At 67.3% G+C, this 23,981-nt stretch carries 21 protein-coding genes; 9 read left to right on the forward strand and 12 right to left on the reverse strand.

Going from position 1 to position 23,981, the window contains the following annotated elements:
• Positions 1-112 precede the first annotated feature (112 nt).
• The 6 genes from hisS to WFK61_RS00675 form a co-directional block, all read right to left on the reverse strand.
• The gene (gene hisS, locus WFK61_RS00650) at positions 113-1,687 is read right to left on the reverse strand and encodes a histidine--tRNA ligase (RefSeq protein ID WP_336809615.1); all 1,575 of its coding nucleotides are present in this window, start codon (positions 1,685-1,687) and stop codon (positions 113-115) included.
• A gap of 195 nt (positions 1,688-1,882) precedes the next feature.
• Entirely contained in the window at positions 1,883-3,253 is a 1,371-nt protein-coding gene (gene glcF, locus WFK61_RS00655) for a glycolate oxidase subunit GlcF (RefSeq protein WP_336809616.1), read from the reverse strand.
• Between the two features lie 6 nt (positions 3,254-3,259).
• Positions 3,260-3,886, reverse strand: a complete 627-nt coding sequence (locus WFK61_RS00660; RefSeq protein ID WP_336809617.1) for a DUF2585 domain-containing protein — start codon at positions 3,884-3,886, stop codon at positions 3,260-3,262.
• On the reverse strand, positions 3,886-5,073 hold the full coding sequence (locus WFK61_RS00665) for an FAD-binding protein (RefSeq protein WP_336809618.1): 1,188 nt from the start codon (positions 5,071-5,073) through the stop codon (positions 3,886-3,888). The genes WFK61_RS00660 and WFK61_RS00665 overlap by 1 nt, the downstream gene beginning before the upstream one ends.
• 69 nt (positions 5,074-5,142) lie before the next feature.
• Positions 5,143-5,427: a GIY-YIG nuclease family protein gene (locus WFK61_RS00670; RefSeq protein ID WP_336809619.1), complete on the reverse strand. Its 285-nt coding sequence runs from the start codon at positions 5,425-5,427 to the stop codon at positions 5,143-5,145.
• Between the two features lie 58 nt (positions 5,428-5,485).
• Entirely contained in the window at positions 5,486-6,922 is a 1,437-nt protein-coding gene (locus WFK61_RS00675; RefSeq protein WP_336809620.1) for an FAD-binding oxidoreductase, read from the reverse strand.
• A gap of 137 nt (positions 6,923-7,059) precedes the next feature.
• Between WFK61_RS00675 and WFK61_RS00680 the strand changes: the two genes are divergently transcribed.
• Complete coding sequence (locus WFK61_RS00680) at positions 7,060-7,965, forward strand: LysR family transcriptional regulator (RefSeq protein WP_336810083.1); 906 nt, start codon at positions 7,060-7,062, stop codon at positions 7,963-7,965.
• A 60-nt stretch (positions 7,966-8,025) separates the two neighbouring features.
• Positions 8,026-8,961, forward strand: a complete 936-nt coding sequence (locus WFK61_RS00685; protein ID WP_336809621.1) for an SMP-30/gluconolactonase/LRE family protein — start codon at positions 8,026-8,028, stop codon at positions 8,959-8,961.
• Between the two features lie 17 nt (positions 8,962-8,978).
• On the opposite strand, the gene WFK61_RS00690 is transcribed toward WFK61_RS00685, so the two are convergent.
• The 3 genes from WFK61_RS00690 to mscL form a co-directional block, all read right to left on the reverse strand.
• Complete coding sequence (locus tag WFK61_RS00690) at positions 8,979-10,040, reverse strand: AbrB family transcriptional regulator (RefSeq protein ID WP_336809622.1); 1,062 nt, start codon at positions 10,038-10,040, stop codon at positions 8,979-8,981.
• Positions 10,041-10,159: 119 nt separating this feature from the next.
• Positions 10,160-11,353, reverse strand: a complete 1,194-nt coding sequence (locus tag WFK61_RS00695; RefSeq protein WP_336809623.1) for a pyridoxal phosphate-dependent aminotransferase — start codon at positions 11,351-11,353, stop codon at positions 10,160-10,162.
• Positions 11,354-11,475: 122 nt separating this feature from the next.
• Positions 11,476-11,895 carry a large conductance mechanosensitive channel protein MscL gene (mscL, locus tag WFK61_RS00700; RefSeq protein WP_336809624.1) on the reverse strand — a complete coding sequence of 140 codons (420 nt, stop codon included), beginning with the start codon at positions 11,893-11,895 and terminating at the stop codon, positions 11,476-11,478.
• 271 nt (positions 11,896-12,166) lie between these two features.
• Here mscL and WFK61_RS00705 point away from each other — a divergent pair, with 271 nt between their 5' ends.
• Positions 12,167-15,739 (forward strand): PAS domain-containing hybrid sensor histidine kinase/response regulator, encoded by a 3,573-nt coding sequence (locus tag WFK61_RS00705; protein ID WP_336809625.1) that lies wholly within the window; start codon positions 12,167-12,169, stop codon positions 15,737-15,739.
• Between the two features lie 144 nt (positions 15,740-15,883).
• On the opposite strand, the gene WFK61_RS00710 is transcribed toward WFK61_RS00705, so the two are convergent.
• Entirely contained in the window at positions 15,884-16,444 is a 561-nt protein-coding gene (locus WFK61_RS00710; RefSeq protein WP_336809626.1) for a thioesterase family protein, read from the reverse strand.
• Positions 16,445-16,548: 104 nt separating this feature from the next.
• On the opposite strand from WFK61_RS00710, the gene WFK61_RS00715 reads away from it, so the two are divergent.
• From WFK61_RS00715 to WFK61_RS00730, 4 genes are all read left to right on the forward strand, one after another.
• Entirely contained in the window at positions 16,549-17,061 is a 513-nt protein-coding gene (locus WFK61_RS00715; protein WP_336809627.1) for a tyrosine phosphatase family protein, read from the forward strand.
• Between the two features lie 414 nt (positions 17,062-17,475).
• Positions 17,476-17,940, forward strand: coding sequence for an Lrp/AsnC family transcriptional regulator (locus tag WFK61_RS00720; protein WP_173049670.1), 465 nt, complete (start codon positions 17,476-17,478; stop codon positions 17,938-17,940).
• A gap of 76 nt (positions 17,941-18,016) precedes the next feature.
• Positions 18,017-18,274, forward strand: a complete 258-nt coding sequence (locus WFK61_RS00725; RefSeq protein ID WP_257732584.1) for an exodeoxyribonuclease VII small subunit — start codon at positions 18,017-18,019, stop codon at positions 18,272-18,274.
• Between the two features lie 159 nt (positions 18,275-18,433).
• Positions 18,434-19,354, forward strand: coding sequence for a pirin family protein (locus tag WFK61_RS00730; RefSeq protein ID WP_310089561.1), 921 nt, complete (start codon positions 18,434-18,436; stop codon positions 19,352-19,354).
• 7 nt (positions 19,355-19,361) lie between these two features.
• On the opposite strand, the gene WFK61_RS00735 is transcribed toward WFK61_RS00730, so the two are convergent.
• Complete coding sequence (locus WFK61_RS00735; RefSeq protein ID WP_336809628.1) at positions 19,362-20,591, reverse strand: MFS transporter; 1,230 nt, start codon at positions 20,589-20,591, stop codon at positions 19,362-19,364.
• A gap of 181 nt (positions 20,592-20,772) precedes the next feature.
• Between WFK61_RS00735 and dxs the strand changes: the two genes are divergently transcribed.
• Together dxs and WFK61_RS00745 are read left to right on the forward strand one after the other, a co-directional pair.
• Positions 20,773-22,683, forward strand: coding sequence for a 1-deoxy-D-xylulose-5-phosphate synthase (gene dxs, locus WFK61_RS00740; protein WP_336809629.1), 1,911 nt, complete (start codon positions 20,773-20,775; stop codon positions 22,681-22,683).
• A 10-nt stretch (positions 22,684-22,693) separates the two neighbouring features.
• Positions 22,694-23,416, forward strand: coding sequence for a TlyA family RNA methyltransferase (locus tag WFK61_RS00745; RefSeq protein WP_336809630.1), 723 nt, complete (start codon positions 22,694-22,696; stop codon positions 23,414-23,416).
• 62 nt (positions 23,417-23,478) lie between these two features.
• Here WFK61_RS00745 and WFK61_RS00750 read toward each other — a convergent pair whose 3' ends face one another.
• Complete coding sequence (locus WFK61_RS00750; RefSeq protein WP_336809631.1) at positions 23,479-23,979, reverse strand: hypothetical protein; 501 nt, start codon at positions 23,977-23,979, stop codon at positions 23,479-23,481.
• Between the last annotated feature and the right edge of the window lie 2 nt (positions 23,980-23,981).

The following is a 23,981-nucleotide window of genomic DNA, read 5'->3' on the forward strand; positions in this document are numbered from 1 at the left end:
GGGGAGAAGGTGGCAGCGCGAAGCGCTGACGGATGAGGGAAGGCACGCGATCGCCTAGACGGCCCTCATCCGTCTGCTTCGCAGACACCTTCTCCCCCGAGGGGAGAAGGGTTCAGAAATGTCGCGCCAGCACCCGCTTCACGCCCTCGACCAGTTCGGCGACCGGCACGGCGAACTGGGCCTCGGCCTGCTTGGCCTTATGCTCGGCGGAATCCTTGACGTCGCGGCTGGCGGCGGCGAGCTCGGCGCCAAGGATCAGGTCCTTGATCACGACCGTGCCGGCCTCGCGCTCGGAGGAGCCCTGAATGATCGCGCAGATCGCGCCGCGGCGATCGGCATATTTCATCTGGGCGTTGAAGCCGGAGGCGCCGAGATAGAGATCGGCGCGCAGCAGCGGCTTGCCCTCGGCGTCCTTGGCCTGACGCAGCGCCGAGACCATCGCCTGATAGCCCGGCATGAATTCCGGCGACTTGTTGTCCATCGCGGTGACGACGACGAGCGGGAGTTCGTTGCGGCTGTCGACGATCGGTGACTTCACCGCCTTCAGCGCCGAGAACAGCCGGGAGACGCCGATCGAGAAACCGGTCGCCGGCACGGGCTCGGGCCGGAAGCGGCCGACGAGACCGTCATAGCGCCCGCCGCCAGCGACGGAGCCGAAGCGCACCACCTGCCCGTCGTCATTGGTGACCGGGAAGGTCAATTCCACCTCGTAGACCGGGCCGGTATAATATTCGAGGCCACGGACGATCGAGGGGTCGATAATGATGCGTCCGAGATAGCCCGCCGCCGTGATCAGTTCGCGGATCTGCTCCAGCTCGGCGATGCCGGCCTGACCATTCTCGGCGCCTTCGACGAGGCCGCGCAGATCGATGAGCGCCGCTGCCGAGAGCTTGGCCGAACCTTCGCTGTCCTGAGCGTTCGTCTTGCCCAGCTCGGCAAGCTTCTGACCGAGTTCGAGATAGCGCAGGATGCGGTCCGACTGCGCGTCGGAGAGGCCCGCCCCCTTGGTGAAGTCGCCGCTCTCGTCCTTGCGGCCTTCACCGAGAAGCTTGCGGACCTCTTCCAGCGGGAATTTGTCAGCCTTGTCGATCGCCCGGAGCACGGTGAGGCGCGCGGCGGGGTCGATGCCGGCCGCATCCATCACGCCATCCAACACCTTGCGGTTGTTGACCTTCACCACATAGTCGCCGCGCTTGATGCCGAGCTTCTCCATCGTGTCAGCGGCGAGCATGCAGATCTCGGCATCGCCCGCGACAGTGCCGGAGCCGACGATATCGGCGTCGAACTGCATGAACTGGCGGAAGCGGCCCGGGCCCGGCTTCTCGTTGCGGAAGACATAGCCGACGCGATAGCTGCGATAGGGCTTCGGCAGCGCGTCGAAATTCTCGGCGACATAGCGGGCGAGCGGCGCCGTCAGGTCGTAGCGCAGCGAGAGCCACTGCTCGTCATCGTCCTGGAAGGAGAAGACGCCCTCGTTCGGCCGGTCCTGATCCGGCAGGAACTTGCCGAGCGCGTCGGTATACTCGACGAAGGGCGTCTCGACCGGATCGAAGCCATAGACCGAGAAGCTCTCGCGGATGACGGAGAGCATGCGCTCGGTGGCGGCGACATCGGCCGGGCCACGATCGACGAAGCCGCGCGGCTGGCGGGCCTTCAGCTTTGCAGGGGCGATCTTGTCGGCGGACATGGGGGCTCGCAACTCGAATAAGTAAGCAATTACTTATTCGCGGGTTAGACGGTACGGGCCCGAGGGGCAAGCTTGTTCCCTTCTCCCCTTGGGGGAGAAGGTGGCAGCGCGAAGCGCTGACGGATGAGGGAATGCAGGCGCCGAGCCGCCCTCATCCGCCTGCCGGCACCTTCTCCCCCCAAGGGGAGAAGGACGCTACTCGGCCGCCAGCGCGTGCGCCCGCAACGGCCGATCCTCGATTCCGGCCCGCGCCAACTTCTCCGGCAATGGCCCGCCTGTCGCCCAGTCCAGCAGCTCAGCGGTATGCACAACCGGGGTCGTGGAGCCCTTGTCGGCAAAGCCTTTCGCGAGCTGCGTCATGCAGCCGATATTGCCGGTCGCGACCAGCATCGGCTTGGTGCGCTCGATATTGCCGACCTTGCGCTCGCGCAGCTTCCCCGCGATCTCGGGCTGGAGGATGTTGTAGACGCCGGCCGAGCCACAGCAGATATGGCCCTCCGGCACCTCCTTGACCTTGAAGCCGGCGCCCGACAACAGGCGCTTCGGGCCGTCCTTGAGCTGCTGGCCGTGCTGCATCGAGCAGGCCGAGTGATAGGCGATCGGCATCGCGACATCGCGGATGGGAGCGAGCTCCAGCGTCTCCAGAAACTCGGTGACGTCCTTCGCCAGCGCGGAGACCTGCGCCGCCTTCTCGGCATAATCAGGCTCGTTGCGGAACATGAAGCCGTAATCCTTGATCGTCGTGCCGCAGCCGGAGGCGGTGATCAGGATCGCGTCGAGCCCCTCGCCGTCGATCTCCGCCTTCCAGGCGTCGATATTGGTGCGGGCGAAGGCGAGCGCATCGTGTTCCTGCCCCATATGGTGGACGAGCGCGCCGCAGCAGCCCTCCCCCTTCGGCAGCACGACCTCGACGCCGTGGCGGTTGAGCAGGCGGATCGTCGCCTCGTTGATCGCGGGATCGAGCACCGGCTGGGCGCAGCCGGAAAGCAGGGCGACGCGGCGCTTGCGCTCGGCCGGCGGCGGGAAGCTTTGCGGACCTTCCATGGCGGAGCGTGTCGGCAGGCGCGCCGGCGCCAGAGCCAGCATCGCCTTCAGGCGCGAGCCGACGACCGGGATCACGCCCAGCACCGGAGCGAGCGGCTTGGCCGCCAGCGCCATCAGCATCGCGGCCCGGAAGCGGCCGGGATAGGGCAGGATCGCCGCCAGAACCTTGCGCAGCAACCGGTCATGCCACGAGCGCGTATAGGTCTCCTCGATATGGGCGCGGGCGTGGTCGACGAGGTGCATGTAATGCACGCCGGAGGGGCAGGTCGACATGCAGGAGAGGCAGGAAAGGCAGCGGTCGACATGCTTGACCACCTCTTCGGTGGCGGGCTTGCCGTTCTCCAGCATGTCCTTGATCAGGTAGATGCGCCCGCGCGGGGAATCGAGTTCGTCGCCGAGCAGCAGATAGGTCGGGCAGGTCGCGGTGCAGAAGCCGCAATGCACGCAGGTGCGCAGGATCTTCTCCGAGGCCGGCATGCGCGGGTCGGAGGCGAGGCGCTCGGGGGTGAAGTTCGTCTGCATGGCGCGTCAGGCTCCACCCTGCCAGGCTTTGATCCAGTCCATCGGCCAAAGCAGCATGATGACGTTGAGGGTGAGGTTGTCGCGGATGAGCCAGCCGACGATCAGCTCCATCGCCAACGCGCTGGTCACCGTCAGCCAGACCGGCGCGAAACGGGCGAAGAAGAAGCCCAGCACCATCGAGAGAATGTCGCTGACCGAGTTCAGGACGCTGTCGCCGTAATAGTCGAGCGAGATCGTCGCCGAGCGATAGTGATTGATCACGGCATTGGTGTTCTCGGCGATCTCCCAGGCGCCTTCGAGCAGGATCGAGAGCAGGAGCGCGAGGCCGAAGGAGATCGGCAGGCCGGTGATGCGGCGGATCAGCCAGAACAGGCCGTAGAACAGGAAGCCGTGGATGATGTGCGAGAAGGTGTACCAGTCGGCGATGTGCTGGGAGTTCTCGGAGGACATCACCGTGCCCTGCCAGAACTTGATCGTCCCGCATTTACAGATCGGCTCGCGCCCCATCCAGAGCAGGATGGCGGCGACGCCGGCGATCAGCAGCGCGGCGGCCAGCGCGAGCGCGACGGGGCTGAGCCGATTGGGCGCCCAGCTGGTGCGGGTTTCAGCGGCAAGGCTATCGGCGAGCGTCATCAGATCCCCGCATAGATCCGGCCGGGCTCGAAGATACCGGCGGGATCGAAGCTCTTCTTGATACCGGCCGTCACCCGCATCAGCGGCTCGGCCAGCGGCTGGAACACATCGACGGCGGCGCGGATCGCGTCCGACGCCCGCACCAGCGTCGCATGGCCGCCGAGCGGCTTCAGCGCGGCGCGGATCGCGGCGGCGCCGGCATCGCCATAGGCGGGAACCGCGAGCCAGACCAGTCCGCCGCCCCAGTCGTAGAAGCAGCGCGCGGCCGGGATCATCCGCGCGATCGCCGCGACGGCCCTCGGGCCGTTGGTCGGGGCGAGCGAAAGCCGCCAGACCGCGTCATCGCTCCCGGCGAAGAAGGCCGCATCGCGGATATCGGCCCAGAGTTCGGTCGAGGCCGTTCCTTCCAGCCGATCGGGCGCGCCATAGTCGTCGAGCAGCAGCGCGAGTTCACCGGCACGGTAATCGATCGAGTCCGAAAAATTCTCCAGACGCAGCAGGGTCAGCGCCTCCTCGCCAGCGATCCGGGCAGGAAGATGCGCCGCCGCCATCGGCTCGAAAGGCGAGCCCAACGCTTTCGCCAGCAGCGCAACTCCCACTTTGTCGGAGAGACCGCGCCATTGCAGCGTCGCGACGCGTTCCGGCCGCGGCAGCACGCGGAAGGTGACTTCGGTGAGGAAGCCGAGCGTGCCGTGGCTGCCGCTGAGCAGCTTCACGAGATCGAGCCCGGTGACGTTCTTCATCACCCGCCCGCCGGACTTGATCATCTCGCCGCGGCCATTGACCAGCCTGACCCCGATCAGGGAATCGCGGGCGGCGCCGGCATTGATCCGGCGCGGGCCGGAGATGTTGCAGGCAGCGACCGCGCCAATCGTCGGCTCCCCCTCGCTGCCATAGAGCGCGCGATGGTCCATCGGCTCGAAGGGCAGCATCTGGCCCCGCTCGGCGAGCGTTTCCTGCACGAGCGCGAGCGGGGTGCCGGCGCGGGCGGCGATAACCATCTCGGCCGGCTCGTAGAGCGTGATGCCGGTGAGACCGGCGCAGGAAAGCGTGCTCGCCGCCTGGGCAGGGCGGCCGAGCCCGACGCGCGTACCGCCGCCGCGCAAGGTGAGCGGCACGGCGCTGTCGATGACCGATTTCACGACCGCGCAGGCCTGCGCCTCGGTAGTGGGAATGTGGACGATCATGCGTCGCCCTTTGTCATTCCGGGGCTTCGCGCAGCGAAGAACCCGGAACCCACGACCGGGTGAGCCCGTTCAAGCCAGCCCGTCATAGAGATCCGTCCATTCGGGATTGATGTCCTCGATCAATTTGATCTTCCAGGCGCGGCGCCATTTCTTCAGTGCCTTCTCCCGATCGATGGCTTCGTGGACCCATTCGAATTCTTCGTACCAGACAAGTCGATCAACGTCGTATCGAGAGGTAAAACCGATACTCTGCTTCACCTTGTGTTCTTGAACGCGCCTCGCAAGATCATTGGTGATACCCAGATAGAGCGTACCGTCCTTCTTTCGGGCGAGGAGATAGACAAAATACGGCATCCCTCTCACCCGGTCGTGGGTTCCGGGTTCTCGCTGCGCGAGCCCCGGAATGACAAAGCTACGCCGCCACCCTGCCTTCCAGCGGGAAGACCTTTGCCGGATTGAGCAGCCAGCGCTCGTCGAACACCGCTCTCACCCGCATTTGCTGAGCAAGGTCCTCGGGATTGAACTGGAAGGTCATCAGGTCGCGCTTCTCGATGCCGACGCCGTGCTCGCCGGTGAGGCAACCGCCGACCTCGACGCAGAGCTTGAGGATATCCATGCCGGCATCCTCCGCCTTCTGCGCCTCGACCGGATCGTTGCAGTTGTAGAGGATCAGCGGATGGAGATTGCCGTCGCCGGCGTGGAAGACATTGGCGACGCGCAGGCCATAGCCCTTCACGATCTCGTCCATGCGCCGGAGCACGTAGGGCAATTGCCCGGTCGGGATCGTGCCGTCCATGCAGATATAGTCGGCGATGCGGCCGGTGGCGCCGAAGGCGGATTTACGGCCCTTCCAGATCGCGGCCGCCTCCATCGCCGATTTCGATTCCTTGACCGTCGAGACGCCGTGCTCCCTGGCGATGGCGACGATACGGGCGAGCTGGGCGTCCATCTCGTCGTCCGAGCCTTCGACCTCGATAATCAGGAGCGCCTCGACATCCATCGGGTAACCGGCCTTGGCGAAGGCCTCGCAGATCTCGATCGCCGGCTTGTCCATGAATTCCATCGCGACCGGAATGATACCGGCGCCGATGATCGCGGCGACCGCCGCGCCCGCCTGCTCGCTGGTCGGGAAGCCGAACAGCACGGGCCGCGCGCCCTCGGCCGTGCGCAGGATGCGCACCGTCGCCTCTGTGACGATGCCGAGCTGGCCTTCCGAGCCGTTGATGAGGCCGAGCAGGTCGTAGCCCGGTGAATCGAGGTGGCTGCCACCGATCTCAACGACCGAGCCATCGAGCATGACCATGGTCACGCCGAGCACGTTGTTGGTAGTGACGCCGTATTTCAGGCAATGCGCCCCGCCCGAGTTCATGCCGATATTGCCGCCGATCGAGCAGGCGAGTTGCGAGGACGGATCGGGCGCGTAGAAAAAGCCCTCGGCCGAGACCGCGCCGGTGACCGCAAGATTGGTCACGCCGGCCTCGACCCGCGCGACGCGGTTGGCATAGTCGATCTCGAGGATGCGGTTCATCTTGGAGACGCCAATGACGACCGCGTCCTCCTGCGGAATCGCGCCACCGGCGAGCGAGGTGCCGGAGCCGCGCGGCACCACGGGCACGCCCTCCTCCCGGCAATAGCGCAGGACGGCAGCAACCTCCTGCGTCGTCGAGGGCAGGACGACGGCGAGCGGCATGCGACGATAGGCCGTCAGCGCATCGGTCTCGTAGGGGCGGCGCTCGTCATCGCTGGTGATCAGCGCCTGCGGCGGAACGAGGCGCGCAAGGCCCGCGATGATCGATTCGCGGCGGGCGAGGATGCCGGCATCCGGCACCGGAAAGGCTATCGCGCTCATCTCTCCCCTCCGCTCTCCACGACTCGCAACGCGCTACAGATGCATTCTGTGTGCGCGGCAGATTAGATCAATTCAATGGCACTTGCAGTGCGGCCAAAGCCAGCCATTATTTCCAGATTGGAAAAGGTGGCGTGGCGATGGACCGGTTCGGCGATCTCGACGTGTTCGCACATGTGGTGACGACCAAGAGCATGTCGGCGGCCGGCCGGCAGCTCAACCTGTCGCCGGCCGTGATCTCGAAGCGCATCCGCCGGCTGGAGGAGCGTCTCGGCGTGCGCCTGCTCCAGCGCACGACGCGGCAGCTTGCCCTCACCGAGGCCGGACAGGGCTTCTACGAGCGCGTCGTCTCGATCCTGTCCTCGATCGAGGAGGCCGAGTCCTGGGTGTCGAGCGGCGCCGGGCAGGTGCGCGGCACGCTCAGGGTTTCGGCGCCGACGTCTTTCGGCCGAATGCATGTCGCGCCGCATCTCAAGCGCTTCCTCGACGCCAATCCGCTGGTGACGGTGGAGCTCGTGCTGAGCGATGCTTTCGTCGACGTCGTCGGCGAGGGTTTCGATCTCGCGATCCGCATCGCGGACCTGCAGGATTCCAGCCTCGTCGCCAAGCGTCTCGCCCGCAATCACCGGGTGCTTTGCGCGACGCCGGGCTATCTGGCGGAGCATGGAACGCCGGCCGATATCGCCGAGCTGTCGCGCCATACCCTGATCGCACACAATGCCGACCATTGGCGGCTCGACGGGCCGGAAGGGCCGGTCTCGGTGCGGGTCAACGGTCCACTCCGCACCAATTCTAGCGAGGTCGTGCGCGAGGCCCTGCTCGGCGGCGTCGGCATCGCGCTGCGCTCCACCTGGGATGTCGGGCCGGAGCTGAAGTCGGGCGCGCTGCAGCGCGTCCTGCCAGCCTATGCGGTCGGCTCGCGCGTCGCGGTCTATGCGGTCTATCCGAGCCGCCGGCATATGGAGCAGAAAGTGCGCGCCTTCGTCGACTATCTCGGCGAGCTCTATGGCGCCACGCCCTATTGGGATGCGGGGCTTGCGCTCTAGACCATTGCCGGACCTCACCCGGATTGGCGATGCTTCGGCAAAGGCTCAGGGAGGAATGACATGTTCGGCCAGCTCGAAGGCACGGGGGTTACGGTCCTCGATCCGCGCTTCCATCGCGTCGTTCCGGGCTCCGCCCGGGTCGAACGGCTCTGGACGGGCGCGCGCTGGTCGGAGGGGCCGGCCTGGTTCCCGGCCCATAACACGCTCGTCTGGTCGGATATCCCGAATGACCGCATGCTGCGCTACGACGCGCTGAGCGGCCAGGTCGGCACCTTCCGCCAGCCGGCACGCAATTCCAACGGCAACACGGTCGATGCGGAGGGCCGGCTCGTCACCTGCGAGCATGGCGGACGGCAGGTGACGCGCACCGAGCATGACGGCTCGGTCACGGTGCTCGCCAGCCATTTCGGCGGCAGGCGATTGAACTCGCCGAACGATGCCGTGGTGAAATCGGACGGCTCGATCTGGTTCACCGACCCGGATTACGGCATCCTCAGCGACTATGAGGGCGACAAGTCCCAAGGCGAGATCGGTGCCTGCCATGTCTATCGGATCGATGGCCAGACCGGCGAGATCGCCATCGTCGCCGATGATTTCGTCAAGCCCAACGGCCTCGCCTTCTCGCCGGACGAGAGCATCCTCTACATCGCCGATACCGGCGGCAGCCATGATCCAGAGAACGGGCCGCGGCATATCCGCAGCTTCAGGATGGGAAGGGACGGCATCGCGCTGGGCGAATCGAAGGTCTTCGCTACCTGCACGGCTGGGCTGTTCGACGGTTTCCGCCTCGATATCGAGGGACGCATCTGGACCAGCGCGGCCGACGGCGTCCACATCTACCACCCCGATGGCACGCTGATCGGCAAGGTCCATATCCCGGAGATCGTCGCGAATGTCTGCTGGGGCGGGCCGAAGCTCAACCGCCTGTTCATCTGCGGCACGACCTCGCTCTACGCGGTGATGACACACACGAACGGAGCGGCGCGGCCGGTCTGAAGGCCGCGTTCAGGCGATCAGCGCGGCGGCGCGTTCTTCACGCGGCTGAGCACCAGCGGCATCGCCAGCCCGATCGCGACGAAGCGCACGAGGTGGTGCGCGCCGACATAGAGCGTATCGAGCCCCATCGCGAAGGCGAGCATCGCCATCGCTTCCAGGCCGCCGGGCGCGAAGGCTGCCATGCCGCTGGCATAGGACACCCCAGCAAGCCAGGCGGCCGGCCAGGCGAACAGGAAGGCGACACCGATCGAGACCGCGAAGCCGCCGATGGCGAGCGGGAACAGGCCCTTCAGCTCGTCGCGCGGGATATGGGCGATGCGTCCGCCCATGGTGGTGGCGAGCAGGACCTGAACGGCGATCTGGATCGGCATCGGCAGCGAGCCCTCGACGAGCCCGCTGCCATGCAGGGCCGCACTGGCGAAGGTTGCGCCAAACATCAGCGGAGCGGAGAGGCCGATCCGCTCGAAGAAAAGTCCAAGTGCCAGCCCCGCCATGGCGACGCCGAACATGGTGCCGGCATCGACGGCCTTGATATCGGGAACCGGCATGCCGGCAGCCGCCCCGCTCAATTGCATCACGCTCGGCAGCAGCGCGACCAGCACGAGCAGGCGGAACAATTGGACCACCGAGATGCGGCCGATATTGGCGCCCTTCTCCTGGGCCACGGCGAGCACGGTCGACAAGGCGCCGGGCGCGGAAGCCAGCAGGGCATCGATCCAGGGCCAGCGCGCGACATGGCGCAGATAGGCGCCGGTCGCGAGCATGATCGCCGTGGCGCCGACGAGGAGCAGGACGAGGGAGGCGGGATAACGCGCCGCGGCCGCGAGCGCCTCCGGTGTCACCGCCGAGCCGAGGATCGCGCCGGAGAGCACCATGGTCGCGTCGAACCAGGGCCGGCGCAGGTTCGGCAGCGGGCGCACCAGGGCGACCGCCGCGCTGATCAGCATCGAGCCGGAGAGCCAGGCCGCCGGCATGCCGAGCAAGGCGAAAGCCCCGCCACCGACGGTCGCCAGCGCGATGACCAGGATTTCCCGCCAGAGGATGACCAGCCGGTTCGTGGGGTAGCCGAACGGTTTCATCGCGTTCCCGCCGCGCCGGGAACAGGCGGCGCCGGGCGTTCATGGCGATGCTCCGGCAGCGGGTCAACCGACCCGCTCCCCACCAGATGCAAGGCGGCGTTGCGCCGCCCGCCTTGGCCTCAGCCTGCGGCCAGGGCCTTCTGCAGGCGCGCGACGGCCTCGACCAGATCCGAGGACTTGCGGGCGAAGCAGAGCCGAAGGCCCGTCTCGCCGCCGGGGCCGAAGGCGGTGCCGGGCGCGAGGCCGACATTGGCGCTGTCGACCAGATCGAGCGCGAGCTTGCGCGAATCCTCGCGGCCATCGACCGAGAAGAACTGGTAGAACGCCCCGACCGGCGCCGAGAGCGTGACGCGGTTCGTCGCCTTCAGGCCCTCGAACACGATGCGGCGCCCTTCGGCCGCGCGTGCGATCTGCTCGGCGACGAAGCCCTCCCCCTCGTCGAGAGCGGCGATGGCGCCGCGCTGAACGAAGACCGGCGAGCCGGAGGTCGAATACTGGATCAGGTTCTCGACGACCTGCCCGAAGGCGAGCGGCACCTCGATCCAGCCGATGCGCCAGCCGGTCATCGCCCAGTTCTTCGAGAAGGTCTGGACGAAGATGACGCGGTCCTCGGCCTCCATGATGTCGTGGAAGGAGGGCGCGCGCTCCGAACCGTCATAGATGAAGCGGCCGTAGATCTCGTCGGCGACAATCCAGATGCCGCGCTTGCGCGAGAGCGCGAGCAGCGCCTCCTGCTCAGCCCTGGTCGCGGTCCAGCCCGTGGGGTTCGACGGCGAGTTCACCAGGATGCCGCGGGTGCGCGGCGTGATCGCGGCGGCGAGCCGGTCGAGATCGAGGGTGAACTGGCCGTGCTTGTAGTCCATCGGCACGCAGACGGTGCTCGCGCCGCTGATCGAGACCGCCGCGCCGAAATTCGGCCAGGCCGGGGTCGGGATCAGGATCTCGTCGCCGGGGCCGGCGATCATCCGCACCGCGATCTGGACCGACTGCATGCCCGAGCCGGTGACGTAGAAGCTCTCCGGCGAGAACGGACGGCCATAGAGGCGCTGGTGATAGCGGGCGAGCGCCTCGCGCAATTCGGGAATGCCGCGCTGCCAGGTGTAGAAGGTCTCGCCTGCCGCGAGCGAGCGTGCTGCCGCGTCGGCGATGAAGGCGGGTGTCGAGAGGTCGCCCTCGCCGACCCAGAGCGGGATCAGGCCCTGCTTGAGGCGGCCGTGATTGACCACCTCGACGATCCCGCTTTCCGGCGCGTTCCGGGCTTCCGGACGAAGCTCGGCAAGCAGGGTGCTGCCCGGCAGGATGGCACTGTTCATGGGGTTCGGCCTCGCGAAATTCAGTGCCCCACCTTTAGCCGATCACGGCGCGGCGAGGCATGAAATCGCGAGATCAGGTCAATCGGCGGCCGTGATGATTCACGGCCGCAGAGGGAGAAAGATCAGGCCTGCTTCTGCTTAAGCAGGTCGCGGATCTCGCCGAGCAGGACGACATCCTCGGCCTTGGCCGCGGGAGCCTCCTCCTTCGCCGGCTGCTGCTTCTGCAGCCTGTTGATGCCCTTGACGACGATGAAGAGCACGAAGGCGATGATCAGGAAGTTGATCGCCGCTGTGACGAAGTTGCCATAGGCGAGGACCGCGCCCTGCTTCTTCGCCTCCGAAAGAATCGGCGAGGTGACGGCGCTGTTGAGGCCGAAGAAATAGTTCGAGAAGTCGACACTGCCGACCGCGCCGATAAACGGCATGATGATATCGGAGACGAGCGAGTCGACGATCCGGCTGAACGCGGCGCCGATGATGACGCCGATGGCGAGGTCGACGACATTGCCCTTCAGGGCGAATTTCTTGAATTCTTCCAACATGAATCACCCCTTGAGAATCGGCAAGGCTACCCCGACAGCCAAGTCCGGACGCTAGCCAGCGGCGCAGAACAGGGAAAGCCCGAAAACGCAGCAATGCCGGCCCTTATCCGCCTGCAACGCAAAGAACTGGGGATGAATTCGGCCTGAGGACTTGCGCCAATGGCCTATGGCGAGCGGACAAGCCGTCCGATACTCTGCGGAAAACCCAGAAGCGGAACTCCATGGCGCCTGCATCCCGGCCTCGTTCGCATACGGCACCCGCGAGGGCGGCATGATCCCCGCCTGGTCGGTGGTGCTGGTCGCGCTGGCCTATCTGTGCGGGCTCTTCGCCGTCGCGCATATGGCCGATACCTCCGGGCGCAAGCTGATGACCGGAAGGGCGCGGACGACGATCTATGCGCTGGCGCTCGGCGTCTACTGCACCTCCTGGACCTTCTACGGCTCGGTCGGCTTCGCCAATCGCGCGGGCTTCGACTTCCTCGGCATCTATGTCGGGCCGATCCTCGTGATCGGGCTGGGCCATCGCTTCGTCGGCCGCATCGTCACCATCGCCAAGTCGCAGAACATCACCTCGATCGCCGATTTCGTCGGCGCGCGCTACGGCAAGAGCGAACGCGTCGCCGCGCTGGTCTGCCTCGTCGCGGTGATCGGCGCCCTGCCCTATATCTCGCTGCAGCTCAAGGCCGTGGCCAACTCGCTTTCGGTCTTCCTCGCGGCGACCGGCGGCCATCCGCCGACCCCGGACGTGCCGGTGCTCAGCGACCTGCCCTTCCTCGTCGCGGTGGTGCTCGCCGGCTTCGCCTGCGCCTTCGGCACCCGCCATATCGACGCCACCGAGCACCAGGACGGGCTCGTGCTGGCGATCGCGGTCGAGTCCCTGATCAAGCTCGTCGCCTTCCTCGTGCTCGGCTTCTTCATCGTCTACGGGCTGTTCGGCGGTGCCGGCGACCTGCTGGCGCAGGCGGCCCATCCGGCCAACGGCGCCCTCCCGATCTGGGAGCGTACCTCGAGCTGGCCGAACTTCCTGACGCTGACCTTCCTGTCGAGCTGCGCGGCGCTGCTGCTGGCCCGGCAGTTCCACATGACGATCGTCGAGAACCGCGACGTGCGCGACGTGCGCCGCGCGGCCTGGATGTTCCCGCTCTATCTCGTGCTGATCAACCTGTTCGTGCTGCCGCTGGCGGCGGCCGGCGAGCTCCTGATCCCCGGCAGCGGCGTCGACCGCGACATGACCGTGCTGCTTCTGCCCCTGCAGCGCGAAGCCGGAGTGATCGCGCTGCTCGTCTTCGTCGGCGGGCTCTCGGCCGCGACCGCGATGGTGATCGTGGCTTCCGTCGCGCTCGCGATCATGATCTCCAACCATCTCGTGATGCCGCTGCTGCTGCGCGGCCGGCGGGGCCTGAGCGACCCCGGCCGCGCCGTCAGGCTGTTCGGCCGGCGCGGCGAGGGCAACAGCAATCTCGGCGGCGATCTCGGCTCGCAGGTGGTGGTGATCCGGCGCGTCAGCATCTTCGTCGTGATCCTGCTCGGCTATCTCTATTACCGCGCCTCCGGCGAGGCCGCGCTGGTCTCGATCGGCCTGCTCTCCTTCGCGGCGACGGCGCAGATCGCACCGGCCTTCTTCGGCGGGCTGTTCTGGCGGCGCGGGACGGCGCTGGGCGCGGCCGCCGGGCTCACGGTCGGCACGCTGGTCTGGGCCTACACGCTGCTGATGCCGAGCCTCGCCCTGCCCGGCGGCTGGTGGAGCGAGATCGTCGCCCATGGTCCGTTCGGCGCCGGCATCTTCCGGCCGGAGGCGCTGTTCGGGCTGGAATGGCCGGCGCTGCCGCATGGCGTGTTCTGGAGTCTCGGCTTCAACATCCTCGCCTATGTCGGCTTCTCGCTGCTGCGGCCCGCCAATGCGATGGAACGGCTGCAGGCCAATGCCTTCGTCGAGTCGCAGCCGACGACGATGGCGCAGTCCTTCTCGCTCTGGCGCACCACCATCACCGAGGGCGAGCTGCAATCGACGATCGCGCGCTATCTCGGAGCGGAGCGCACGCAGCGCGCCTTCGAGGGGTTCAACAGCGGCCGCGGCGAAGCGTCCGAACCCGGCCGGCAGGCCGATATCCACCTGCTGCGCTTCGGCGAGCACCTGCTCTCCTCCGCGATCGGCGCCGCCTCGTCCCGCCTCGTGCTGTCGCTGCTACTGAAACGGCGAAACCTCTCGACCGAGGCCGCCTTCAAGCTGCTCGACGATGCCTCGGCGGCGCTCCAGTACAACCGCGACATCCTCCAGCACGGGCTCGACCATGCCGGCCAGGGCATCACCGTGCTCGACCGGGACCTGCGCCTGCTCGCCTGGAACCAGGCCTTCATCCAGCTTTACGATCTGCCGGCCTCGCTGGTGCGCTTCGGCACGGGGCTTGACGAGATCGTCCGCTTCAACGCGGCCCGCGGTGCCTATGGCACCGGCGCGCGCGACGAATTGATGGCGGCGCGGCTCGAAAGCTTCATCAATGACCGCGAGCCGGTGCGCCTCAAGCTCTACCCGTCGAAGAAAGTGATCGAGGTCCGCACCAACGCGCTGCCGGATGGTGGCTTCGTCACGACCTATACCGACATCACCGAGACCGTCGCCGGCGAGGAGGAGCTCGAGCGCGCCAACAAGGGCCTCGAACGCCGCGTCGCCGAGCGGACCGAGGAACTGCTGCACGTGAATGCCGAGCTGCAACGTGCCAAGGCCGAGGCCGAGGCCGCCAATGCCTCCAAGACGCGCTTCCTCGCCGCCGCCAGCCACGACATCCTGCAGCCACTCAACGCCGCGCGCCTCTATGCGACCTCACTGGTCGAGCGCGACCGTGGCAGTGGCCAGCCGGAGCTGGCGGAGAATATCGACGCCTCGCTTGATGCCGTCGAGGAGATCCTGACGGCGCTGCTGGAGATATCGCGGCTCGATGGCGGCGCGCTCAAGCCGGAGCTCTCCTCCTTCCGGCTGGACGAGCTGATGCGTCAGCTCCAGCGCGAATTCGAGCCGAGCGCCCAGGAGAAGGGCCTGAAGCTGATCTTCATGCCGACAAGCCTGACGCTCCGTTCGGACCGGCGCCTGCTGCGCCGCCTGCTGCAGAACCTGATCTCCAACGCGATCAAGTACACACCGAGCGGCAAGGTGCTGATCGGCTGCCGCCGCCGGGGCAGTCAGGTCGCGGTCGAGGTGATCGATACGGGGCTGGGCATCCCCCAGAGCAAGCAGAAGACCGTGTTCCGCGAGTTCCAGCGGCTCGACCAGGGCGCGAAGGTGGCGCGGGGCCTCGGGCTCGGCCTCTCGATCGTGCAGCGTATCGCGCGCGCGCTCGACCATGGGCTGACGCTCGATTCGGCACCTGGACGCGGCACGCGCTTCTCGATCTCGGTGCCACGTGCCGCGCCCTTGCCGGCGATGACGACGGCGGCCGCGCCGCGCAATGCCCCAGCGGGACAGCTCGCAGGCATGCGGCTTCTCGTCGTCGACAACGAGCCCGCCATCCTCGACGGCATGAAGCGCCTGCTCGAAGGCTGGGGCTGCCGCGTCACCATCGCCGCCAGCCTCGAAGAGGCGCTGCCCCATGTCGGCAGCAAGGGCGAGGCCGATGTGCTGATCGCCGACTACCATCTCGACCACGGCAACGGCCTGACGGCGATCAGCGCCCTCCGGGCCCGCGCCCGCACGCCGATGCCGGCGATCCTGCTCACCGCCGACCGGACGCCGCATGTCCGCGAAGCGGCGAACGCGCTCGACGTCCACCTGCTCAACAAGCCGCTGAAGCCCGCCGCCTTGCGCGCGCTTCTGGCGCAATGGCGGGCGACGCGACTGGCGGCGGAATAACGCCTCAGGCGCTTTTCACGCTCGGAACTACGACCGTCATCCCGGGCTTGCCCCGGGATCCATCGTAGAGCGCTGAGCCTTACGATGGATCCCGGAGTTCCGCTTCGCTCCATCCGGGATGACGGTAGAGGTTCATGCGTATTTTCAGGCCGCAGTCGAGGCGGCGCTGCGCATGGCGTCCTCGGAGGCAAGGAAGGCCGCGACTTCCGGGCTCGGTTCCGGGCTCTCCGCGGTGACGCCGATCTCGCCGAGCAAGCGCGCGACCGGGACATAGGCGCGCGCCTTCTTGTCGTAGAGCGCCGCCCGGACCAGTGCGACCGCCGCGACGATCTCGGTGCCGTCGCGCCCCTGCATCAGCATGCGATGCTGCATCACCAGCCAGCTCTCGCTCCAGCACAGGATCGTCGTCTCGACCCGGAACGGGCGGAACAGACGCATCTCGCGGCGGAAGCGGATCGTGCCGGCATTGACCACGGGCAGCCAGCGATGCCGCAGCACCGCGCGCCACAGGCCGCTGCGCAGCATCAGGTCGAGCCGGCCGAGATCCATCAACGTCCAGTAGCGGCCATTGTTCATGTGCAGGCTGGTGTCGAGATCGTGGAACCAGACCCGGAAGGGCAGGACGGACGCATCTGCCGGCAGGTCGAGCCGCGGGCGGAAGCGCGTCGTCAGCAGGAGCCAGATCAGGCGGAACCAGAGATTCATGGGGAGCTTTTCGGCGCTGGATCGATCGGAGCTGCGCCTCCATGTCATGGAGATGCCGGCACTGTCGATCATGCTATCGTCTGCCATCCCACCGGAGCCCGTCCTTGGCCACTCTGCACGTTTCCCCGCTGTCGCGGCTCGACGAGACGGTCGCAGCCGTCCGCGCCCGGCATCTCGTGACGCTGATCAATGTCGGCACGACCGTCGCGCGGCCGGCAGGGATCGCTCCCGAACGGCATCTCTTCCTGGGCATGTCCGATATCAATCAGGCTTTGGACGACCATGTCCTCGCCGGGCAGGAGCATATGGCGCGCCTGCTGACTTTCATTCGCGATTGGGACCGCGCGGAGCCGATGGTGATCCATTGCTGGGCCGGGATCAGCCGCTCGACGGCCGCCGCCTATATCGCCGCCTGTGCACTTGGCCCCGAGCGCGATGAAGACGAGGTGGCAGACGCGCTGCGCGCCGTCGCCCCTTCCGCGACACCGAATGCCCGGCTGGTCGCGCTGGCCGATGCGGCGCTCGGACGGCGCGGCCGGATGACCCGCGCGATCGAGCGAATCGGGCGCGGCGCCGACGCTTTCGAAGGCACGCCCTTCGCCATGCCGCTTGGCTGAATCCCCGCCTTCGACCACGCAGCTTCCTGCGCGCATTCTCCTACAGCGCTGCCAATGCTACGGCACTTTCGCCCAATCGCTGCAGAAGATTGCTTGCGTCGCGTGAATTTTGCGACGATGCATCGCGCGGGAGGCCGAAGAGCCTCTAACAGAATCCGGAGGGGTCTCGATGGGCTTTGGAGGAGCCGCATGCCAGGAGGAGCGCGCAGCCGATATCTTTCGATATCGGCAAGTCGGTCCGACGCCGCAGGCGGCCCTCCAAAGCCCACCTGCGGCGCCGGGAATTCGACCGCCCGCGGCGTCGCGGCGCTTGCCGATACCAAGGGTATCGGCTTCACCCCGCTCCTGGCGGAGCGGACGAATTGCCGGCGTCGAGACCCCTCCGGATTCTGTTAGAGGCTCTTGCCCGTGACCATGACGATCGAGCTCGATTCACGCGACCGCTCCATCCTGCGGATTCTCCAGCAGGATGGGCGCATCACCAATTCGGACCTCGCCGAGAAGGTGCACCTCTCGCCCTCCGCCTGTCTGCGACGCGTGCGCCAACTTGAAGAAAGCGGCCTGATCCGCGGCTATGCGATGATGCTCGACGACAAGATCGCGGGCTTTCCCGGCACGGCCTTCGTCTTCGTCACGCTCGACCAGCAGGGCCGCGCCTCGCTGGAGAGCTTCGAGCAGGCGGTGCAGAGCCTGCCGGAGATTCTCGAATGCCATCTGCTGGCCGGCGCGCATGACTATCTGATGCGCGTGATCTATCGCGACAGCGCCGATTTCGAGCGCATCCATACCGATATCATCACGCAATTGCCGGGCGTCACCCGCGTGCAATCGACACTGACCTTGCGCACGATCAAGAAGACCTCCGCCCTGCCGGTTTGAGTCAGCAGCACCGCGAAGCGGGTTGCAGCCGGACGCGCTCCAGCCGATAAGCTCACCCGCAAAGAGGAATCAGGCCGTGAGCGAAGAGAAGACCAACGCCGATGTCGCCACCCTGCCCTTCGAGGCGGCGATGAAGGAACTCGAAGCCATCGTCGCGCGGCTGGAGCGCGGCGACGTGCCGCTCGAGGAATCGATCGCGATCTACACGCGCGGCGAAGCGCTGAAGGCGCGCTGCGACGCACTGCTGAAGCAGGCGGAGGCCCGGATCGAGCGCATCACGCTCGGTGCCGACGGCAAGCCGACGGGCGCTGCCCCGCTCGACGTCGAGAACTGAGCCGGCAGAGCGCCAAAAAGCTCAATAGTGAGATCACCACGCAATGCCGCGGCACGCCAAGTGCCGCGGCATTGCATTTCTGCCAGCGGCCGGTTGCGGCCGGGCGCTTGCCTGCGCGCCTCTCCGGAGCGAGATTCGGCCTCGACCAAGGAGGCCCTCATGTCGCAACTCCCCGCCGACGATCCGATCCTGGGCGATGCCCGTTCCTGCGAGGCGATCGAGAAGGTGATCGTGCCCCGCTCCCATGACCTCGGCGGCTTTCAGGTCCGCCGGGCGCTGCCGGCGATCGGTCAGCGCATGGTCGGCCCCTTCATCTTCTTCGACCAGATGGGCCCGGCCGAGTTCCATCTCGGTGAAGGGCTCGACGTGCGCCCTCACCCGCATATCGGGCTCTCGACCGTGACCTATCTCTTCGACGGCGAGATCATGCATCGCGACTCGCTGGGCACGGCGCTTGCGATCAAGCCGGGCGCGGTGAACCTGATGACGGCCGGGCGCGGCATCGTCCATTCCGAGCGCACCGGCATGGAAGCCCGCGCCACCGGCCCGAAGCTCTACGGCATCCAGGCCTGGCTCGCGCTGCCCAAGACGCATGAGGAGATCGCGCCGGAGTTCAAGCATCATGGCGCGCAGGAGCTGCCCCGCATCGTCGAGGGCGGCAAGCGCATCAGCCTGATCATGGGCTCGGCCTATGGCCAGACCTCGCCGGTGAAGTTCCCATGGGATGCGCTCTATGCCGAGGCCGTGCTCTCGCCCGGCGCGATCCTGCCGCTCGACCCCGACTATGACGAGCGCGCGATCTATATCGTTTCCGGCAAGGTCGATATCGCCGGCGACGAGTTCGGCGCCGGCCAGCTCCTCGTCTTCAAGCCGGGCGACCGCATCTCGATCCTCGCCATCGACCAGGCCCGGGTGATGATCGTCGGCGGCGAGCCGATGGACGGCCCGCGCAACATCTGGTGGAACTTCGTCTCCTCCTCGAAGGAGCGGATCGAGCAGGCCAAGCACGAATGGAAGACCGGCCGCTTCGACACCGTGCCCGGCGACGAGAGCGAGTTCATCCCGCTCCCGGAGGGCTGAGGCCGCCTCAGGCGGCCTCGGAGATGTCCCGCAGCTGCGGCACCCGCGAGAAGCCGATCAGGAGCAGCTGGATCAGGAAGCCCGCCGTCGCCAGCGCAAGGCAGGCGGCGATGCCGAGATGCGCCGCGACGGAAGCACCGATCGCGGCGCCGATCGGCCGCGCGCCGAAGGTCGCCGTCATGATGAGCGCGGAGACACGGCCGAGCATGGCGTTCGGCGTCACCGCCTGTCGCAGTGTCATGGTCGAGATCGTCCAGATGATCGGCCCGACGCCGAACAGGAAGAAGCTCGCGGCGACCAGATAGACCGAGGGCAGCCAGAGCGTCGCGAACATCACGCCGGCTGCGCAGAGCCCGGCGAAGGGCCCGAGCAGGATCAGCGTCCCGAACGTGACCTGCCTGGCAATGGCCGGCGCGAGGATGGCGCCGACGATCATGCCCGCGCCGTAGATGCCGAGCGAGATGCCGACCTGCGTCGCGCTCAGCCCCAGATTCTGGACGGCATAGGCGACATAGACCGCCTGGAAGATGAACCACGACACGTTGAAGAACACGGCGGTCATCAGGATCGGCCGGAGCAGGTCGTGGCCGGCGACGAAGCGCGCGCCCTCCTTGAGATCGTGCAGCAGGTCGCGGCGCGGGCCTGACGGCGCCTCGTCTTTCGGCAAGCCGGCCAGCAGCAGCGCCGCGAGGATGGAGAGCCCGGCCGCCAGCCCATAGGCCGTGGAGACGCCGATCCAGCCGACGAGCGCCCCGCCGAGCGCCGGGCCGCCGGCATAGGCGGCGCTGCGTGCCAGCTCCAGCCAGCGATTGGCGTCCGCCAACCGCTCGCGCGGCACGACGGAGGGAACGAAGGCCGGCGCGGCCACGCTGTAGCAGACCGTACCGATGGCCCCGAGCGCGCCGATCAGAGCAAGCCAGCTCAGGTTGAGGCTGCCTGCGGCGAGCAAGAGCGGGATCGCCAGCAGGGACACCGCGCGCAGTACCTCCGTGCCGACCATCAACCGGCGCCGCGAGGCGCGATCGACCATCAGGCCAGCGGGAATCGACAACAGGAGGAAAGGCAAGGTCTGCGCCGTCTGGAGCCAGCCGGTCTCGGCCGGGCCGGCCGCCAGCAGCAGCACGGCCGCCAGAGGCGCAGCCGCCAGCGCGATCTGCTCCGAGAACTGGGCGAAGAGATTGGACCAGCCGATGCGGCGGAATGCCGTAGGCAAGGGCGTGGCATCGGTCGGTTGCATGGTCTGATATCCCCGGAAGCGGTCGTGTACGCACTGAAATGCGTTGCCGGCGCGGGAACCACCCGTTTCGTGGCAAGGCGAGGCGCGCGCCGTCGACTTGGTCGAAAACGCAAGCACGGTTTGCATGCGCGCCGCGCAGGCTCTATTTCGAGGGCACCCCAGCGAAGGATCAGACAGCCTCGTGCCCCGTCCCGCCACGCCGCTCCTCGACACGATCCACGACACCGCCGACCTGCGGGCCCTCGACGACGCGAAGCTGCGCCAGGTCGCCGACGAGCTTCGGTTTGAGACGATCGACGCCGTCTCCGTCACGGGCGGGCATCTCGGCGCGGGCTTAGGCGTGGTCGAGCTCACCGTCGCGCTGCATCATGTCTTCGACACCCCGCGCGACCGCCTGATCTGGGATGTCGGCCACCAGGCCTATCCGCACAAGATCCTGACCGGCCGGCGCGAGCGCATCCGTACGCTGCGCCAGCCGGGCGGCCTCTCCGGCTTCACCAAGCGCGCCGAGAGCGATTACGACCCGTTCGGCGCCGCGCATTCCTCGACCTCGATCTCGGCCGGGCTCGGCATGGCGGTCGGCCGCGATCTCGCCGGCGGGCGCAACAATGTCGTCGCGGTGATCGGCGACGGCGCGATGTCAGCCGGCATGGCCTATGAAGCCATGAACAATGCCGGGGCGCTCGGCTCTCGCCTCATCGTCATCCTCAACGACAACGACATGTCGATCGCCCCGCCTGTCGGCGCCATGTCGGCCTATCTGGCGCGGCTAGTCTCGGGGCGGACCTATCGCTCGATCCGCGAGGTCGCCAAGCAGCTCGCCGAGAAGCTGCCGCGCTTCTTCCACGACAAGGCCAAGCGCACCGAGGAATATGCCCGCGGCTTCTGGACCGGCGGGACGATGTTCGAGGAGCTCGGCTTCTACTATGTCGGGCCGATCGACGGGCATAATCTCGACCATCTGCTGCCAGTGCTGCGCAATGTCCGCGATGCCGGGAACGGGCCGATCCTGGTCCATGTCGTGACGCAGAAGGGCAAGGGCTATGCCCCGGCCGAGGCCAGCGCCGACAAGTACCATGGCGTGGTCAAGTTCGACCCCGTCACTGGCCAGCAGGCGAAGGCGCCGGCCAATGCGCCGAGCTACACCAATGTCTTCGCCCAGGCCCTGATCAAGCAGGCGCGCGAGGACGACAAGGTCGTCGCCGTCACCGCCGCGATGCCCTCCGGCACCGGGCTCGACGCCTTCGGCAAGGAATTCCCGGGCCGCACCTTCGATGTCGGCATCGCCGAACAGCATGCCGTCACCTTCGCGGCGGGCCTCGCCACCGAGGGCTACAAGCCGTTCGTGGCGATCTACTCGACCTTCATGCAGCGCGCCTACGACCAGATCGTGCATGACGTGGCGATCCAGAAGCTGCCGGTGCGCTTCGCGCTCGATCGGGCCGGGCTCGTCGGCGCGGATGGCGCGACCCATGCCGGCTCCTTCGACATCGCCTATCTCGCCTGCCTGCCGGACATGGTGGTGATGGCGGCGGCCGACGAGGCCGAGCTCACCCATATGGTCGCGACCGCTGCGGCCTATGACGAGGGGCCGATCGCCTTCCGCTATCCGCGCGGCGAAGGCGTCGGCGTCGAGATCCCCGACGTTGGTGTCCCCCTCGAAATCGGCGAGGGCCGCGTCGTCCGCGAGGGCACGCGGATCGCCCTGCTCTCGCTGGGGACGCGCTTGGCCGAATGCCTCAAGGCCGCCGATTTGCTGGCGCAGCGCGGCCTGTCGACGACGGTCGCCGATGCGCGCTTCGCCAAGCCGCTCGACGAGGCCCTGATCCTGAGGCTCGCCCGCGAGCACGAGGTTCTCGTCACCGTCGAGGAAGGCTCGGTCGGCGGCTTCGGCAGCCATGTCCTGCATCTGCTGGCGCAGAACGGCGCGCTCGATGCCGGCCTGAAGGTCAGGAGCCTGACGCTGCCGGACGTATTCCAGGACCATGACAAGCCGGAGGCGATGTACGCCGCGGCCGGGCTCGACGCCGCGGGCATCGTGAAGACCGTCGAGAGCGCGCTGGGCCAGCCCAGCGCGGTGAAGCTCGCCTGATCGCCCTGCCATGAAGAGCCGGGCCGATCAGCTGCTCGTCGAGCGCGGCTTCTTCGAGAGCCGGGCACGGGCGCAAGCCGCAATCGCGGCGGGGCTCGTTACAGTCAATGGCTCGGCCGTGCGCAAGGCCTCCGAGATGGTGGCCGATGATGCGGAGCTGACCGCGCGGGCGCCACATCCTTACGTCTCGCGCGGCGGGCTGAAACTGGCGGGCGCGCTCGATGCCTTCGGCTTCGATCCGCAGGGGCTGACCTGCCTCGATGTCGGCTCCTCGACCGGCGGCTTCACCGACCTGCTCTTGCAGCGTGGTGCCCGCCATGTCGTCGCGGTCGATGTCGGGCGGGACCAGCTGCATCACTCGCTGCGCGCCGACCCACGCGTCACCAGCTTCGAGGGACAGGATATCCGCACGCTGGATGGCGAAGCCCTGCCGGAGCGGCCGAGCCTCGCCGCGATCGACGTCAGCTTCATCTCGCTGAAGCTGGTGCTGCCGGCCGTCGCTGCCCTGCTCGCGCCAGGCGCCGGCATCGCGGCGCTGATCAAGCCGCAATTCGAAGCCGGGCGCGCCGCGCTCAAGAAGGGCATCGTGCGCGACGAGGCGATCCAGCTGCAGGTCTGCGACGAGATCGTTGCGACGCTAGAAGCGCTCGGCTTCGCGGTCGAAGGCCCGATACCCTCCCCGATCGAAGGCGGAGACGGCAATCGCGAGTTTCTCGTGGGTGCGCGGCGCTAGCTTCGGACCGAAAAGTGGTATGCACTTTTCGGGATTATCCGATGCGGGAACAACACGTCTGATCAGCGCGCAAGCAAGGCGTCGATCTGCGCCTGCAGGGCCGTGTCCTCGAACTTCCCGATATCGATCGTGCCGTTCGCGTTGATGAACTGGGTCGCGCGCGCGATCTGCCGGCGCAGCGCTTCGCTGGCGACCTCGACGATCTCCGGCAGCTCCGGCGAAGGCGGCGTTTCCGCGAGAAGAGCGGTCACCGTGCGCACCAGCCGCGTCATCGCATGGCAGGCCTCGTCGAAGGCCCTGGCCCTGTTCGGATTCAGGTCGTCATAGGCGGCAAGCGCCGAGGCGGCGCAGCGCAGGGCCGAGGCGGCGAAATGCTCGCGATAGCTGACAACCTGCCAGGCCAGGAGATCGGCGAGGATCGTCTCATCCATCGCGACCATCTCGATCAGCATCAGGGCTTCGCTGTAGCGGTTGAGAAAATCGGTCGACAGACGCGGGTGGACACCGGCGTCGAGCCGTTCGGCCGCCGTTCCCGCCAGCATGTCCGTCGCGATGACGCTCATCC

This window comes from Allobosea sp. MMO-172 (genome assembly GCF_037147855.1).
GTDB lineage: Bacteria > Pseudomonadota > Alphaproteobacteria > Rhizobiales > Beijerinckiaceae > Allobosea.